The 16670-nt window shown below is 48.8% G+C and carries 14 protein-coding genes and 1 pseudogene; 2 read left to right on the top strand and 13 right to left on the bottom strand.

Translation table 11 applies throughout. From position 1 onward, the window contains the following. Positions 1 to 43 precede the first annotated feature (43 nt). The 5 genes and pseudogenes from EWA64_RS11500 to rppH all read right to left on the bottom strand — a co-directional run. A pseudogene (locus tag EWA64_RS11500) lies at positions 44 to 601 on the bottom strand (thymidylate synthase); the annotation flags it as partial. 12 nt (positions 602 to 613) lie between these two features. Further along, positions 614 to 1426 (bottom strand): prolipoprotein diacylglyceryl transferase, encoded by an 813-nt coding sequence (gene lgt / locus EWA64_RS11495; protein WP_039436406.1) that lies wholly within the window; start codon positions 1424 to 1426, stop codon positions 614 to 616. Between the two features lie 42 nt (positions 1427 to 1468). Further along, positions 1469 to 2260 (bottom strand): sulfite exporter TauE/SafE family protein, encoded by a 792-nt coding sequence (locus EWA64_RS11490; protein ID WP_061894182.1) that lies wholly within the window; start codon positions 2258 to 2260, stop codon positions 1469 to 1471. Positions 2261 to 2271: 11 nt separating this feature from the next. Continuing rightward, positions 2272 to 4518, bottom strand: a complete 2247-nt coding sequence (ptsP, locus tag EWA64_RS11485; protein ID WP_061894181.1) for a phosphoenolpyruvate--protein phosphotransferase — start codon at positions 4516 to 4518, stop codon at positions 2272 to 2274. Positions 4519 to 4520: 2 nt separating this feature from the next. Continuing rightward, entirely contained in the window at positions 4521 to 5039 is a 519-nt protein-coding gene (gene rppH / locus EWA64_RS11480) for an RNA pyrophosphohydrolase (RefSeq protein WP_039424132.1), read from the bottom strand. A gap of 620 nt (positions 5040 to 5659) precedes the next feature. Between rppH and mutH the strand changes: the two genes are divergently transcribed. Next, positions 5660 to 6343: a DNA mismatch repair endonuclease MutH gene (mutH, locus tag EWA64_RS11475; RefSeq protein ID WP_061894222.1), complete on the top strand. Its 684-nt coding sequence runs from the start codon at positions 5660 to 5662 to the stop codon at positions 6341 to 6343. Here mutH and EWA64_RS11470 read toward each other — a convergent pair. Further along, positions 6330 to 6641 carry a DUF6482 family protein gene (locus EWA64_RS11470; protein WP_061894180.1) on the bottom strand — a complete coding sequence of 104 codons (312 nt, stop codon included), beginning with the start codon at positions 6639 to 6641 and terminating at the stop codon, positions 6330 to 6332. The two genes, mutH and EWA64_RS11470, sit on opposite strands and share 14 nt — an antisense overlap. A gap of 195 nt (positions 6642 to 6836) precedes the next feature. Here EWA64_RS11470 and EWA64_RS11465 point away from each other — a divergent pair, with 195 nt between their 5' ends. After that, positions 6837 to 7871, top strand: a complete 1035-nt coding sequence (locus tag EWA64_RS11465) for an NADP(H)-dependent aldo-keto reductase (protein ID WP_061894179.1) — start codon at positions 6837 to 6839, stop codon at positions 7869 to 7871. Between the two features lie 41 nt (positions 7872 to 7912). Here EWA64_RS11465 and EWA64_RS11460 read toward each other — a convergent pair whose 3' ends face one another. The 7 genes from EWA64_RS11460 to xerD form a co-directional block, all read right to left on the bottom strand. Next, a complete protein-coding gene (locus tag EWA64_RS11460) occupies positions 7913 to 8164 on the bottom strand; it encodes a hypothetical protein (protein WP_061894178.1) in 252 nt (83 codons plus the stop codon). A gap of 485 nt (positions 8165 to 8649) precedes the next feature. Then, entirely contained in the window at positions 8650 to 9984 is a 1335-nt protein-coding gene (gene vpsR, locus EWA64_RS11455) for a cyclic-di-GMP-binding transcriptional regulator VpsR (RefSeq protein WP_061894177.1), read from the bottom strand. A gap of 300 nt (positions 9985 to 10284) precedes the next feature. Next, positions 10285 to 11826 (bottom strand): lysine--tRNA ligase, encoded by a 1542-nt coding sequence (gene lysS, locus EWA64_RS11450; RefSeq protein ID WP_061894176.1) that lies wholly within the window; start codon positions 11824 to 11826, stop codon positions 10285 to 10287. Between the two features lie 33 nt (positions 11827 to 11859). Continuing rightward, positions 11860 to 12958, bottom strand: a protein-coding gene (prfB, locus tag EWA64_RS11445) for a peptide chain release factor 2 (RefSeq protein WP_139045661.1) whose coding sequence is annotated in 2 segments (ribosomal slippage) — positions 11860 to 12882 and positions 12884 to 12958 — 1098 coding nt in all. Because the reading frame shifts where the segments join, the coding sequence is not laid out codon by codon here. A gap of 139 nt (positions 12959 to 13097) precedes the next feature. Beyond that, positions 13098 to 14837, bottom strand: coding sequence for a single-stranded-DNA-specific exonuclease RecJ (gene recJ, locus EWA64_RS11440; protein ID WP_061894174.1), 1740 nt, complete (start codon positions 14835 to 14837; stop codon positions 13098 to 13100). A gap of 57 nt (positions 14838 to 14894) precedes the next feature. Further along, positions 14895 to 15686, bottom strand: a complete 792-nt coding sequence (gene dsbC / locus EWA64_RS11435; RefSeq protein WP_170320330.1) for a bifunctional protein-disulfide isomerase/oxidoreductase DsbC — start codon at positions 15684 to 15686, stop codon at positions 14895 to 14897. Positions 15687 to 15711: 25 nt separating this feature from the next. After that, complete coding sequence (gene xerD / locus EWA64_RS11430; protein ID WP_039424106.1) at positions 15712 to 16629, bottom strand: site-specific tyrosine recombinase XerD; 918 nt, start codon at positions 16627 to 16629, stop codon at positions 15712 to 15714. Positions 16630 to 16670 lie beyond the last annotated feature (41 nt).

Genomic DNA, 16670 nt, shown 5'->3' with positions numbered 1-16670 from the left:
TTTTGTTTATTATTGATTGTGCATTTTGTGATAAGGGTTATAAAAGTGGAACGTCGCATGAACGCTGCGTACTGTTAAGGTACAAGGTGTCACCAAGCAAAGAGAAATGGTGGCTATACATACATGGACGCAGGCAACCCATATGAAACTCACCGGGATTATAGAAATTGAGAATTTCACCGCGATCGTCAATTCCACGACTCAAGTCATCAACAATTTTGCGTAACTGGTCTATATGACCGCCATCCGGTTTGGCCCAAGCACGTCCTTGAACTCCATACACGCGGCCCATGTGATCTTCCCCTTTACGATAAGGGTTGCTAAGCCATACTTGGTTTAAGTTAGCATTGGCATCCCAAGTCTTGGTGCCAAGTTTGCGAAAATCCGCAGCGCTATCGTAACCACGAATATACCCCAGCAACTCAGCCACAGCGGCTTTCCAAAAACTCTTACGCGTTGTCACTAGAGGGAATTGGTTGTTGGCAACATCGTAGGTTAAGTCTGCATTGATCACCGTAAGACAACGCTTACCAGTGCGTTCATTTTCAACCCAGTGCCCGTCATCGACGATGCGGCGACACAGTTCTAAATATTGTTTCACTTCAATTCCTTACTATGCACTTGCTTTATCTTGGTAGTGACCACGTTTGTAAGCCCACAGCATTAGTGCCAATCCACCGAAGATCATCGGCGAAGACAAGATCTGTCCCATCGAAATAAAACCACCAAACAGACCTAAATGCGCATCCGGCTCACGTACGTATTCCACAAGGAAGCGGAATGTACCATATCCAGCCAAAAATAGCCCTGAAACCGATCCCAGCGGACGCGGCTTGCGGATAAACCAGTTGAGAATGAAGAAGAGAACCACACCTTCTAATGCCATTTCGTACAGTTGTGAAGGGTGGCGCGGTAGTGGCCCTCCCGTCGGGAAAACCATCGCCCAAGGCACATCAGTTACTCGACCCCACAGCTCACCATTCATAAAGTTACCAAGGCGCCCAACACCGAGCCCAAACGGCACTAACGGTGCGACAAAATCTGCGACGCCAAAGAAGGTGCGGCCATGCTTCTTGGCATACCACAACATCGCAGTAATCACACCAAGCAAACCGCCGTGGAATGACATACCACCTGTCCAAACCTTAAACAAATACAGCGGATCAGCTAAAAACAGGTCAAAGTTGTAGAAAAGCACGTAACCTAAACGTCCGCCGACGACCACGCCAAGAAACCCTGCAAACAATAGATCGGAAACTTGTTCGCGGTTCCAGCCACTGTTGGGCTTATCCGCACGGCGATTGGCCAGCCACATAGCAAACATAAAGCCAACCAGATACATCAGCCCATACCAACGGACGGAGATCGGGCCAATGGAAATCAACACAGGATCAATATTGGGAAAGGTCAGATATCCCTGAGACATAAATAAGTACTCTTTAATGTTAACAGCTGGAGAAAATTCGAATTAGAGTAACATGGTGAGTGCTACAAACATTAAAAACAGTGCAAAGATTTTTTTCAGCACCGCCGTGGGGAGTGTAGTCGCCCATTTGGCACCAAATCGTGTGGTCAGCATCGATGTCCCCGCAATCGCCGCCAGAGCGGGAAGATAGACATAGCCGATACTGTAATTCGGTAGACCTTGAGCTTGATAACCATGCAAAATAAAACCGCTCATTCCCGCAATAGCAATCACACAGCCACACACCGAGGATGAACCGACCGCTTTACGCATTTCGACCCCGTGTCGGTTGAGAAACGGCACCGAAAGCGAACCGCCACCGATGCCAGCCAAGCTTGAAACCACGCCAATGCCACTGCCATACACCATTGTCAGAAAACTCCCTGGCATGGTTTTCTGCGAAGTAACGCGAATGGAGCGAAACATCTGCAAAGCAAGAAACAGAACAATGACACCGAATACTTTCGGCAAGTATTGGGTAGGGATCCATTCAGCAATATTGGCACCAATAAAGCCACCCACCACCACTCCGGGCATCAACCATTTAACCACGAACATGTCGACATTACCCAACTTGAGGTGGTTAAGCGCGGACGAGCCCGAGGTAACAATAATGCTCGCAAGGGAAGTCGCCAGCGCCATATGCATACTCAGCTCCGTGGAAATTCCCGCCCACGGCAATAGATAAAGTAACGCCGGAACCACAATCAGCCCGCCGCCAATTCCCAACAATCCCGCCATCACACCGACAAAAGCACCTAGTGCCAACAAAAGCATCAACAACTCAATGTTCACAAAAACCTACTCTACTTTTTACCAGCACGAACAAAGCCAGCAAAATCATGTTCAATAAAATGCGCTCGCATCATCTGGCTAATTTCATCGCCATACGACATGTCGAGCGCGCGTTGCGCCAGTTGTTGTAAATCACTGAGCTGACTGTGGCGAATCAAATACTTAATCCTCGCCACGTTAGAGGTGTTCATGCTTAAACTGCGATATCCCAAGCCAAGCAACAGCAGAGCTCCAAAAGGATCACCCGCCAATTCCCCACAGATACACACGGGTAACTGGTACTTTTCACACTGTTGGCGGATCTGCCTGAGCACTTGCATCACCGCAGGATGCATGGATTCGTAGACATCCGCGACCCGCGAATTGTTCCGGTCAACCGCCAATAAATACTGGGTTAAATCGTTGGTTCCCACCGAAACAAAATCGACCCGTTTGGCGATGACCGGGATCAAATACACCATTGACGGCACTTCGATCATAATGCCGATTTTTGGCCGCTGGACTTGCGGTGCAAATTGCAGCACGTCTTGATAGGCTTGCTCAATTAAACGAACGGCATCATCCAGCTCCCGCACGCCAGAAATCATCGGCAACAAAATGTTGAGATTGTTGTGCTCAATGCTGGCACGCAACATCGCGCGCACTTGAATGAGAAAAATATCTGGATGATCTAAAGTAAAGCGTATCCCACGCCAGCCAAGGAACGGGTTATCTTCTTCAATTGGTAGATAGGGCAGCGCTTTGTCTCCACCGATATCTAAAGTGCGCATCACCACTCGTTGGTTAGGGTAGCTGTTGAGAATAGCGCGGTACTGCTGCCATTGCTCCTCTTCGGAGGGGAATCGGTGTTGCAGCAAAAAGGCAATTTCAGTGCGATACAATCCCACACCATCCACGCCAGAGTTAATGGCAATATTGCTATCGGCACTGAGCCCTGCATTCAGGAGTAGCTCTACCGATACTTTATCCAGCGTTTGCGCAGGCTCCGCCAACTCTTGGTTGACGATGACATGCAGTTCGGTCTCTTCCGTGATCAGATTGCGGTATTCACGCAATATCTGCTTGTTTGGCTCTAGGTAAATTTCACCAGTGTAGCCATCAACAATCCCCTTTTTGCCATGAACTTCTGCCAGATTGAGATTGGCCCCCATCACTGCAGGCACGCCTAAGGCGCGCGATAAAATCGCCGCATGCGAGTTTGCCGCCCCTTCAAGAGAAACAACCGCCAGTAAGTATTCTTTAGGAATGGAAGCGAGCAGAGAAGCCGTCAGCTCATGAGCAACCAAGATCACCGGACGATCAACAGGTTGCAACTCATGTTCACTGTTGTGCAGAAAAAAGAGCAATCGTTGCCCAAGCTCACGCACGTCTTGCGCACGCTCACGCAAATAGACATCCGACATACGGGCAAAGCGGTTGGAGTAGCTTTCCACCACTTGGCGCAGCGCCCAGTCTGCGCGATCCCCCCGTTCGATATGCTTTTTCAAATCGGTGCGTAACATGGGATCATTGAGCAAATGGGTAAACAAGTCGAATATCGCCAGCGCATCTTTGTTGATTTCGCTGTCGAATTTTTTACGCATACGCCGGAAATCAGCTAAAGCCGCTTCGATCGAGACCAGCAGCCACTCTTGCTCACGCTCTTTATCCAGAGTGGACGCCGGACACACCTCAGCAAGCTGCGGCTGAGAGTTATCAAACCAGAACTCGCCAATCGCGACGCCACTGGAAGCGGCAATACCTTGAATCGCAGCGGGTTTAGAGGAAAGGGACCAGTGCCCTTGGCTTTGTGCATGCGCGATCAACACCGCTAACTGCGCAGACAAGGTCACCAGAAATGACTCTTCCATTTCATTAAACAGGCGCGGTGTTTTCTGCTGGATGACCAACACCCCAAGCACCTTTTTACGGTGAATGATCGGCGCCCCAAGAAAGGAGTGGTAAACCTTTTCGCCTAATTGAGGAAAATATTTAAATGCAGGATGTTTAGACGCTTCGGCCAAGTTAAGCGGTTCGGCACTGCGCTTCACTAAGCCCACCAACCCCTCTTCAAAACGAATGTGGATACTATCTCCCTGGAAAATCAGCCCCTGTGTTGCCATTAGCTCCAGGCGCTGCCTCTCCTCATTCGCGAGGTAAATGGTGCAACACTCCGTGTTCAATGCTGTACAAGTTTCTCGAACTAAAATGTTCAATGCCTGATGAACATCTTCGACCCGAGAAACTTTTTCAACTATCTCCCTTAGTTGGCTCAGCATAGTTATCCTCTGCGTTTGCTTTTCTTACCTTTCACCTTACGTTCTCGAAAAGGCATAGCTAAAGAGGCGAACTCTTTCATCGCCCGACGATAAACATCGCGTTTAAATGAGACCACTTGTCTAACCGGATACCAATAGCTCACCCAGCGCCAACCATCAAATTCAGGAGAGCTTCCTCTTTGCATATCAATCCTGGATTCATCACATTCAAGACGCAAAAGAAACCATTTCTGTTTTTGGCCGATACAAACAGGCTTAGAGTCCCAGCGAACCAGACGTTTTGGTAGTTTGTATCTTAACCAGTGACGACTGCTCGCTATAATCTTAACATCTTTGTGTGTAAGACCGACTTCTTCGTACAACTCGCGGAACATGGCCTGTTCTGGAGTTTCTCCATCATCAATTCCCCCTTGAGGAAATTGCCAAGAGTGTTGCCCGTATCGCTTAGCCCAGAAGACCTGACCATGGTTATTGCAAATCACTATACCAACATTCAGCCGGTAACCATCGCCATCTATCACTGGCTAACCTCTAAAATAAATTTTTATTACAGTGATTTTTCCACATATCCCCAGCAGTAGCAAACTTACTGATGTGATATCGCTAAGATTTATCGCGTTTCGAGCTTTAGTGCATAACTTTACAGCGATATAGTAGTTATCAACACAAGATTGAGACATAACCCACATTTATTCACCTTTTCTGTGAATAACTTTGTGAAGAATGAGAAAAAAGCCTTAATGCTAGGAAGAAAAAATAAACTCATTTTAAAAGGCATTAAATGAGAAATAGAAAATAAATATTATTTATTAAATGCTTAACGACCCAACCCCCACTTAAAATAGCCGCAAAACCCTGATGATCTTTTAACCACAAACAGATCGCTCAAAGATCATACAGCGACCAGTTTATCCACACTAAAGTGGGGGAAACCCAGAGTCCATCCTGAAAATCAAGCCTCTATTTGCATCCAAAGCACTGTTTATTGATCCATGAACCTAAGTGACTAGCAAAACAAGCACAGAATTCTGTGGATAACTTGTCTAAAGATCCCGAAATAATGCTTTTTGATCGATTTTCACTGCTTCCCAAACCATATTTTTTGCTAAAATGGCGCTTTTATTTGCCAGAGCCAACTATCATGAAACCCGTTCCCCAGTCAGAACATGAGCTCCTTGAGCGCGCGAGACAAATTGCAGGACTTAGTTTTGCAGAACTGGCAGAAGAAGCGGGCATGGCAGTTCCCGAAAACCTCAAGCGGGACAAAGGGTGGGTCGGACAACTTCTAGAATGGCACTTGGGAGCCCCAGCAGGTAGTAAACCACAACAAGATTTTTCTGAACTGGGAATTGAACTGAAAAGCATCCCTGTCAGTTACAGTGGCAAGCCTTTGGAAACCACCTTTGTATGCGTCGCGCCTTTAACAGGGATTCATGGTCTTACGTGGCACAACAGCCATGTGCGCAACAAGCTCTCTCGCGTACTATGGATTCCAGTCGAAGGTGAGCGAGAAATTCCGCTCGCCATGAGACGAGTCGGATCACCACTAATTTGGTCTCCCTCAGCCGAGCAAGAAATTATCATACGCCAAGATTGGGAAGAGTTGATGGAACAGATCGCTCTTGGCCAGTACGATCAAATTTCCGCGCGACGTGGCGAAGCACTCCACTTGAGGCCAAAAGCCGCAAATAGCCGTGCTCTGACCGAAGCATACAATGCAAACGGCAAACCGATCAAAACTCTACCCAGAGGCTTTTATCTGCGCACTCAATTTACCGAACAGATACTCAACAGCGCATTCATTGCGGCCGTTAATGAGGAGTAACGGCGATTTCGATGTCACAATAGAGGCTCGCTTTAGGGCTGCAGCACTCTTCGTAAGCGTTATGCAAACGCAGATACGCTTTATCGATCCCAAGTCGCACCAGTTCGTCTTTAACCTGCTCCAATGAGGTAAAATGGATCGGCTCATCACCATCGATGATCGGTTCAAAATGGTGCTTGTATTCCACCGCTAGTGAGTACTCATTGACATTCGATCGACCAACCACAAACACTTTGGGCATTTCACCGCCCTCTTTATAATGACTCTGCATCCACAGATCCAGCTGATGTTTTTGCATCATCCTGCTCCTACTTCCGTGATAACAAGTCCTGTCATGATCCAGTTTAGTCAAAAGTAACGAGATTACGAATCGCATGCAAACCACTTGGGCAATGGCCTAATTTCCCCTATATTGATCACCTACAATTCAATCAGTTGAGACAGACAAAACCCTGCTTGAGTTGACTTCACTCTCTACCGACAAGGATGTGCCATGCGATATAGCAAACTTCCCCACTCCAGCCTTGAGATCAGCAAAATTTGCTTAGGCACAATGACGTTTGGCGAACAAAATACCGAGCAGGACGCCTTTGACCAGCTTGACTACGCCGTAGATCATGGCGTCAATTTTATCGATACCGCAGAAATGTACCCGGTACCGCCTAAAGCGGAAACGCAAGGTCTTACAGAACAGTTTATCGGTAATTGGCTGAACAAGTCAGGCAAACGGGAAAAAGTCGTACTGGCGACTAAAGTGGCGGGCCCCAGAAATGTCCCCTATATCCGCGACAACATGAGTTTAAACCGCCGCCATATCCATACCGCTCTCAACGACAGCTTACAACGTCTGCAAACTGACTACGTCGATCTCTACCAGTTACACTGGCCACAAAGACAAACCAATTGCTTCGGCCAGCTAAACTACCCTTACCCAGACGCCCAAGAAGAGGTCACTCTGATAGAAACCTTAGAGGCGCTAACTGAATTGGTCAAAGCAGGAAAAGTGCGTTATATCGGCGTATCAAATGAAACGCCTTGGGGCGTGATGAGTTTACTGCGTTTGGCCGAAAAGCACGATTTACCAAGAATTGTCTCGATTCAAAATCCTTACAACTTGCTCAATCGCAGTTTTGAAGTCGGTTTGTCAGAAATAAGCCACTACGAAGGCGTCCAGCTATTAGCTTATTCCCCAATGGCGTTTGGTTGCCTGAGTGGGAAATACTTGAATGGAGCCAAACCCGCGGGGGCGAGATGCAGCCTGTTTGAACGCTTTCAACGCTATTTTACTCCGCAAGGGATTAAGGCCACACAAGCCTATGTCGCGTTGGCGCAAGAAGCAGGCTTAGATCCAGCTCAAATGGCACTGGCCTTCGTCAACCAGCGCCCATTTGTTGCTGCCAATATCATCGGTGCAACCAGTATTGCGCAGCTTAAAGCCAATATTGACAGCATTAATATTGATTTAAGTGATGAGGTGTTAACTAAGATTCAAGAGATTGGCACCACGTATTCCAATCCCTGTCCGTAAGCGGTTAAGGCTGCGACCCAAAACGCGTCGCAGCCTTAGTTTTACGTTGGTATTCGCGCACTTAATACTCGACGCATATGACGCATACGACGAGCGACTTTCACTTCATCAGGTACCGTATTCGGATTCATTCGTCCACCTTCGTCCAAACCGATATCTTTGAGCAAAAACGCATTGGCCCAAGGAACATCATAACGACTGCGGCGAACGCGCGCCGCCCATTGGCGTTCTTCACGTTTTAGATCGGCTTGCACCAGCAAAGTGGCTAATTTCAAATAAATAGAATGACGCATAATTTTTCTCCAAAAACAAAATTTTTGCTGAGAAAAATGGCAGACACTAAAAATGAAGATAACGAATGTCTCTAACCGAGCTGCCATTTTCCGCAGCCCAATTACAAACTAAAGGTGCGGATTAACTAACCATCAATACGGGTATCAGCGCCTGCGCCAACACCAGCAAACATCACAGATGAATGTGTATCTCGAGAAGCAAAAGCGGGTTGATGTGCAAAAAGATTCAACATGTTATGCCCCTCCTGAGGTTATTAATCCAAACGATTTGATAGGATGTGACTAAGTAGTCACGGTTAAATTCTAGCCAAAACCACCTTATAATCAAACACTTTTTAGGCAATTGTAAAAATACCGTAGATTTCCCTATATACAAATTGCATATAGCGTTAGAAATAAGATATTCAACTATAGAATATAAAAAATTCCACTGAATCTAAAAATAGAAAGCCACTTGCGAGGTGGCCTTGTAAGAATCAACCGATTTAAACGACTTGTTCAGAGATCAGATTGTGTTTGTTCAGCAAGCGGTACATCGTCGCCCGTGAAACACCGAGCTCTTTGGCTGCGTTCGACACTTGGCCTGAATGAGATTCCAACACCAGCAGTAATGCGTCGCGCTCACTCTTTTCTCGAATGCTCTTTAGGCTGCGTTTACTCTCCCCCCGCTTGGGGAGATCAAGCAGCGACTCCTCGATCATCACGTTGTCTGACATCAAAACCGCGCGTTTGATCTGATTCATCAACTCACGTACGTTACCCGGCCAAAAATAGCGTGTTAGGGCACGCTGCGCATCTTCGGATAAACTTTTGGCTTGCGAGTTGTACTCTTTGGAGAATTCCTGCAAGTAATAGCGCGCCAAAAGGCCGATATCGCTAGCTCGCTCCTTTAAGCTCGGCACATTAATGCGCAGCACATTGATGTAGTGATAAAGCTCTTCGTTAAAATCGCCGTCGATCAACGCCTTCTCAATATCCGATGAGTTCGCAGCTAAAATGCGAACATTGACGCTCTTCATTCCATCGTTGGTTTCGATAGTTCCCTCTTGCAAGAAGCGCAGCAGATTCAACTGCTGAGTTTTTGAGATGGTTAGAATATCGTTGAACAGCACGGTGCCGCCGTCAGCCTGTTCAAGAATCGATGGCCCTGCATTGTCGTCCGCGCCAATGCCAAACACGTCCGCTTGAAAGCGCTTTTCGCTTAACGCTCGACACTTTACCGAGAAAAACGGCTTGTGTGCACGCGACGAGATTTTATGTACCGCACGAGCCACTGTCTCTTTGCCAGTACCGTTTTCGCCGTAGATAAGAATGCTCACATCGGTTGGGCCGATCCGTTTGATCTGATCACGTAAGCGCTTCATCGGGATGGAATCGCCGATAAGCCCCATATCCTGATTATTGCCAAAACTTGGCCACACTTTCTTCTCTAATTTGAGCATGCCAAGTTGGTGCCCAATGGTGCTAAGGAGCTGAGCATCCGGAATAGGGGCGGTGAAGAAATCGATGCAGAAGTTGACGATAAACTGGCAAATCGTGTCAGAGCTGAGTTGAGACTCGCGAATAAACGCCAGCCAACGAACGTGTTTGTGTGCACTGACCAAGTTAGCAATGCCATTGAGGCTAAATTCATCATGGCTGAGATCCACAATCCCGATACAAGGACCAATATCAGCCAAAAGTGCATCGGCTTTGCGCAGGTCACCGCTTTGATGACACTTCCAGCCAACCTGCTCTAACACAGATAGCCAAGGCTCGTACGATCCGCCTACCACCACAAGAGAACCCGGGACAGAATCCATCTTAAACTGACCAGCCATAGAACACCCTTATATTCTTCTTACTACGATCTTTCTTTGCATACATTATCAAGAGTAATGACATTCAAGTCTGTCTTATAAATAAGACCACTGACAATTGATATGCTCACCACTTAGCTTTGGAAGCAAACTGACATTTTCACTAAAAAAATAGAAGGAATACCAATAAGATAGCAAATAAATTCTTTGCACCTTTCGAGTTAAGAAAAAGGCCTTGTCTCAAAAGTGTGATGCGTATCATCTTGGTTTCAGCATAGATAAAAAAACCACCCGAAGGTGGTTTTTGCTATTTTTGTGTGCTTATTGTGCTTGCGACTGCGGGCGCATCGCAGGGAACAGAATCACGTCGCGAATGGTGTGCGTGTTGGTCAGCAACATCGCCAGACGGTCGATACCAATGCCTTGTCCTGCCGTTGGCGGTAGGCCGTGCTCAAGCGCAGTGATGTAGTCCGCGTCATAGAACATCGCTTCGTCGTCACCGGCATCTTTCGCGTCCACCTGCGCTTTGAAACGCTGGTCCTGATCTTCCGCATCATTCAGCTCAGAGAAGCCGTTTGCCACTTCGCGGCCACCGATGAAGAATTCAAAGCGGTCAGTGAAGAACGGATTGTCATCGCTACGGCGTGCCAGCGGAGAGATGTCTGCCGGGTAGCCAGTGATGAAGGTTGGCTGGATCAGTTTTGGCTCTGCGGTTTCACCGAAGATCTCTTCCAGTAGCTGGCCACAGGTCCAGAATTTCTCTACGTAGATATCCAGTGATTTCGCGATAGCCACCAGCTTGTCACGATCCTGCACATCTTCTACCGTCAACGCCTGAATGTCAGCGTGATCTGGGTTGTAGTGCTTGATCGCTTCCAGCATGGTCATACGTGCGTACTTGCCGCCGAATTCCACAGTGAAATCGCCGTACGGCATTGACGTGTGGCCCAACACTTCCAGTGCAACCGTGCGTAGCATGTCTTCGGTCAGATCGATCAGGTCGTTGTAGTCTGCGTACGCCATGTAGAACTCAATCATAGTGAATTCTGGGTTGTGGCGTGGAGAAAGACCCTCATTACGGAAGTTACGGTTGATTTCGAATACACGTTCGAAACCACCGACCACCAAACGCTTGAGGTACAACTCAGGTGCAATACGCAGGAACATTTGCTGATCCAGTGCATTGTGATGCGTGATAAACGGACGCGCAGATGCGCCCCCCGGGATCACTTGCATCATTGGCGTTTCCACTTCCATAAAGTCTTTTGACTCCATATAACGACGGATAGCAGAAATCAGCTTAGAGCGAATTTTGAACGCGTTGCGCGAATCTTCGTTCACAATCAGATCCACATAACGCTGACGGTAACGCTGTTCTTGGTCAGTCAAACCGTGGAATTTCTCTGGCAGAGGACGCAATGCTTTAGTGAGCAATTCGTACTCTTCCATGTTGACGTAGAGATCGCCTTTACCCGATTTGTGCAACGCACCTTTAATACCGATGATGTCACCGATATCCAGACCTTGGTATTGCTCTTTCAGTACTTTTTGTACATCTTTATCTGCGTACGCTTGAATGCGGCCAGTGGTCTCTTGGATAACCAAGAATGGGCCACGCTTCGCCATAATACGGCCCGCGATCGCCACCACATGGTTTAGCGCTTCCAGCTCTTCTTTGCTCTTTTCACCGAACTGTTTCTGAAGGTCGCCAGCAAGGCTGTCACGACGGAAGTCGTTTGGATGGCCATTGGCTTTGCAGCTCTTGCGAATTTGCTCTAGCTTCGCGCGGCGCTCTGCAATGAGCTTATTCTCTTCTGGTGTAGAAGCGTCTTGTACGGTTTCATTTTGAACAGCATCAGTCATTTTTCGATCTATCCTGTTTTGTCGGTGAAAAGCTTATAAGCCAGATTTCAGGCTGGCTTCGATAAATTTGTCCAGATCGCCATCAAGCACCGCTTGGGTATTGCGGTTTTCAATGCCGGTACGTAAATCTTTGATACGAGAGTCGTCCAGTACGTAAGAACGGATCTGGCTGCCCCAACCGATATCGGACTTCGCATCTTCATTCGCTTGTTTCTCTGCGTTTTGCTTTTGCAGTTCTAGCTCGAACAGCTTCGCACGCAGTTGTTTCATCGCCTGATCTTTGTTCTTGTGCTGAGAACGATCGTTTTGGCACTGTACCACAGTGTTAGTTGGTACGTGGGTAATACGTACCGCCGATTCGGTGGTGTTAACGTGCTGACCACCTGCACCAGACGCACGATATACGTCGATACGCAGATCGGCCGGATTAATGTCGATATCGATGTTTTCGTCAACCTCAGGATAAACGAACGCAGAAGCAAATGAAGTGTGACGACGACCGCCCGAGTCAAAAGGCGATTTACGTACTAAACGGTGTACGCCCGTTTCGGTACGCAGCCAGCCATAAGCGTAATCGCCGACAATGCGTACGGTGACCGATTTCAGACCCGCCACGTCGCCTTCCGAGACTTCAATCACTTCGGTTTTAAAGCCTTTCGCTTCGGCCCAGCGCAGATACATACGCAGCATCATGCTGGTCCAATCTTGCGCTTCTGTGCCGCCAGAACCGGCTTGCAAGTCGATGTAACAATCGGACGAATCGTGCGCGCCAGAGAACATACGGCGGAACTCAAGACCTGCCAGTTTCTCTTCTAACGCTTCCAGCTCTGGGTCAATTTCGTCAAACGTTTCTTGATCTTCTGCCTCGATGGCGAGTTCAAGCAAACCTTCAACATCGTCAACGCCTTGATCAAGCTGGTCGATGGTATCCACTACCGCTTCCAATGAAGCGCGTTCACGGCCAAGCGCTTGAGCACGTTCTGGCTCGTTCCAAACGTCAGGTTGTTCTAGTTCTGCGTTGACTTCTTCAAGACGCTCTTTCTTGGCGTCGTAGTCAAAGATACCCCCTCAGGACATTCGTGCGCGCAGACACGTCCTGAAGACGGTTTTTAATAGGATTGATTTCAAACATGTTGGCTCAACATTTTAGAGTAGAATTTAACCGCAGAATTCTACTGAAAAATGTGACAGAGATACAGGAAAAATTTGGCCGATGTTGACTCGTCAGCCAAAGCATCCGAAGCCCACGACTCGGGGCTTCGGATGGACATTTATCTGGCTTCGAGATGGTCCACCATCAATTGCAATGATTGATTGCCTCGGAACTCGTTGATGTCGAGTTTATAGGCCAAACGCACGGTTTTCACCGACGCATCAGGCCAGCGGCGCAGATCGACGTTAAAGGCGATACCATCCACCATGATGTTAGTCGGGTGGCCTTTAAAAAGCGGTTCGAGCATCAGTTTGAGGTGCTTCTCACCCACCAGTTTTTGATGCAGCAGTTTGAACTCACCATCAAAAACGGGTTCAGGGAAGCCTTGTCCCCACGGCCCCGCCGAACGCAGCATTTCCGCGGTATGCATAGAAAACTGCTCCGGTTGGAGCTCGCCATCGGAAAGAATGATCCCCTTGAGCGCCGCTTCATCCAGCTCTTGTTTCACAACCTGATCAAACAGATGGCTAAAGCGCGTAAAATCGGCCTCTTTGATGGTCAACCCCGCCGCCATGGCGTGTCCGCCAAACTTGAGGATCAAACCTGGGTTTTGCGTGTCGATAAGATCCAACGCATCACGCATGTGTAAACCGGGAACAGAGCGACAGGAGCCTTTGATCAAACCATCACCGCCATCGGCAAACGCGATCACCGGGCGATGGTATTTCTCCTTGATGCGCGAGGCGAGAATGCCAATGACCCCTTGATGCCAATCGCGTTGGAACAGCGCCAATCCATACGGTAGTTCGGTGTTCTCTCCAAACTCCAGACGCTCACAAAACGCCAGCGCTTCTTGCTTCATCCCTTCTTCAATTTCTTTGCGCGTTTGGTTGAGCGCATCCAGCTCGTTGGCCATGCGCCTCGCCGCGTGGATGTTGTTACTCAGCAGTAGCTCAACGCCGAAAGACATATCATCAAGACGCCCCGCGGCATTGATGCGCGGCCCAAGTGCGAAGCCAAAATCGGCGGCCACCAGACGACGCGCATCGCGCTTAGCCACTTCGATCAGCGCTTGAATTCCCGGGCGTGCTTTACCAGCGCGAATACGTTGCAAACCTTGATGAACCAAAATGCGGTTATTTTCATCCAGAGGCACCACGTCCGCTACAGTGCCAAGCGCCACCAAATCGACCAGTTCCATCAACTTGGGCTCGGCCATGCCTTGCTGGGCAAACCAGCCCGCTTTTCGCATATGTACGCACAGCGCCATCATCAGGTAAAAGGCGACGCCAACCCCAGCTAGTGCTTTGGAAGGAAAGGCACAGCTTTGCAGATTCGGGTTCACCATGGCATCCACCTCCGGTAATTGCGCGCCCGGCAAGTGGTGATCGGTCACCAGTACTTGCAAGCCATTTTGCTTGGCATACCTCACCCCTTCAATGGAAGAGACGCCGTTGTCGACCGTCATGATCATTTCTGCGCCCAGTTCGAGCACTTGATCCACCACTTCAGGACTCAGGCCATAGCCATCTTCAAAACGATTTGGCACCAGATAATCGACATTGCGGCTGCCGAGCATGCGCAGCGCCAAAACAGACAGGGCAGAGCTGGTCGCGCCATCAGCATCAAAATCGCCAACCACGATGATGCGTTTTTGCTCTTGAATGGCTTGAAACAGCAGTGTGACCGCGAGGTTAATGCCATGCAGCTTTTGATAGGAATGGAGACCTTTTGCGGCATTGTCCAACTGAGCAATATCCGTCACGCCACGGTTGATATAAATGCGCTTAAGCAGTTCTGGGAGGCTCTCGGGCAACAGAGAGAGGTCGGGTTCAGGTCGACGTTGTATTTCTATCATGCGTTGAATAGAGCCAAACGCCTAGCGCCTGGCTCTGCTCCTTGGATGTGGATGGGTTTATTGCTGTTGTAGTCGTTGTAAAAGCTTTTCCGGTGGCAAGTAGCCAGCAATCATTTCGCCACTGGCGAGAAAAATCGCTGGCGTACCATTGATACCGAGCTCTTGACCTAGCTGGTAGTGAGCGGCAATGGTCTTTTTGCATTGCGCCAAATCATTTTCGGCTGGGGCAAATTTACGGTTTACTTTCGCATCATGCATCGCCGCTTTCGGATCGGCAGCACACCAGACGCCCGCCATTTGATCGGCCACCGGACTCACACCACCTTGACGTGGGAAAGCCATGTAACGCACGGTAATGCCAAGGTCGTTATATTCTTTCATCTGGCTGTGCAGGCGCACACAGTAGCCACACGTCGTATCGGTAAACACCGTCACGACGTATTTCTCATTGGCGGCTTTGTATTCAATCACGCTATCGCTAAACTTGGCGATTTTTTCTGCATTGAGCGGAGCTTGACGTTCGGCAATCACATCGCGGTATTGGCCATTGTCGTCAAGTGCATACAGAGTACCGGCAATAAAATGCTTACCATCGTTTGACGCAAACAGCACGCCGCTGTTGGTTTGGATCTCAACCAAGCCAGCCACATCGGACGGTTGAATATCGGTAATATTCAGGCCAAGTTTGCTAAAACGGGCTTTTAACGCGGCGCTATCTATGTTGGTACTCGCAACATTAGCACTGGCAACGACCTCGGTCGCTGGCGTAGTTGCATGGCTCTCTTCAGCGCCACACGCCGTGACAAAAAACGGAAGAGTCAAAAGAGTTAGTCGGCGTAATACGCTCATTAAAATCACCTTATTTTGGCATCCGCTAAGCGCGCGGATGATGTTCGCTGTGAATCTGTTTCAGTCGTTCAGTTGCTACGTGAGTATAAATTTGCGTGGTCGATAAGTCACTATGACCGAGCAGCATCTGTACGACCCGAAGATCCGCCCCATAGTTCAATAAATGCGTCGCAAAAGCGTGGCGCAGTACGTGCGGCGAGAGATGATCGGTGTCTATGCCTGCGATCACCGCATAATGTTTGATTCGGTGCCAGAAGGTCTGACGCGTCATCTGTCTGGCCCTTTGACTAGGAAACACCACGTCCGAGGTCGTCTCACCGAGCAACACCGGGCGACCTTGTTTAATAAAGGTTTCCAGCCAGTCGATAGCGTTTTCTCCCATCGGCACCAAGCGCTCTTTGCCCCCTTTACCCGTGACACGCACTACCCCTTGGCGCAAACTGACGTTTTCCATCGTCAGGCTGACCAGTTCCGTCACCCGCAGGCCCGTGGCATACAAAAGCTCCAGCATCGCTTTGTCACGCAGTTCCAGCGGATCATTCACATCGGGCGCATCCAGCAGCGCATCCACTTGCGCTTCGCTGATGTCTTTGGGTAGACGTTGCGGCAGTTTGGGGCTGATCAGCAACGCGCTCGGATCGTCGGCGCGAATTTTCTCCCGGTGCAGATACTGAAACAGGCGGCGAATCGCCGACAACATTCTGGCGCGCGAGGTCTGTTTATAATCGAGATCCGCTAAATAGGCTTGATACTCTTGCAATCCAGATAAGCTAATGAAATCAAGTCGGTAATGGCTTGTTTCCATCCATTGCAGCAACTTCATCAGATCGTTGCGGTAAGAAGCAAGGGTGTTATCCGCCAACCCGCGCTCCATCCACATCGCATCGAGAAACTGCTCCACCAAGCCAAAGTCCTGCATATTGATTGATGCAGACTGCTGCATGCTTGTTTCCTTATCCTATTTAGAACTTAATGGCCTGAGAG

Origin of the sequence: Vibrio cidicii, from assembly GCF_009665415.1 — a bacterium.
Classification (GTDB): Bacteria; Pseudomonadota; Gammaproteobacteria; order Enterobacterales; family Vibrionaceae; genus Vibrio; species Vibrio cidicii.
Note: the sequence above shows the minus strand (reverse complement) of the source record. Positions and strands in the feature narration are given on the sequence as shown.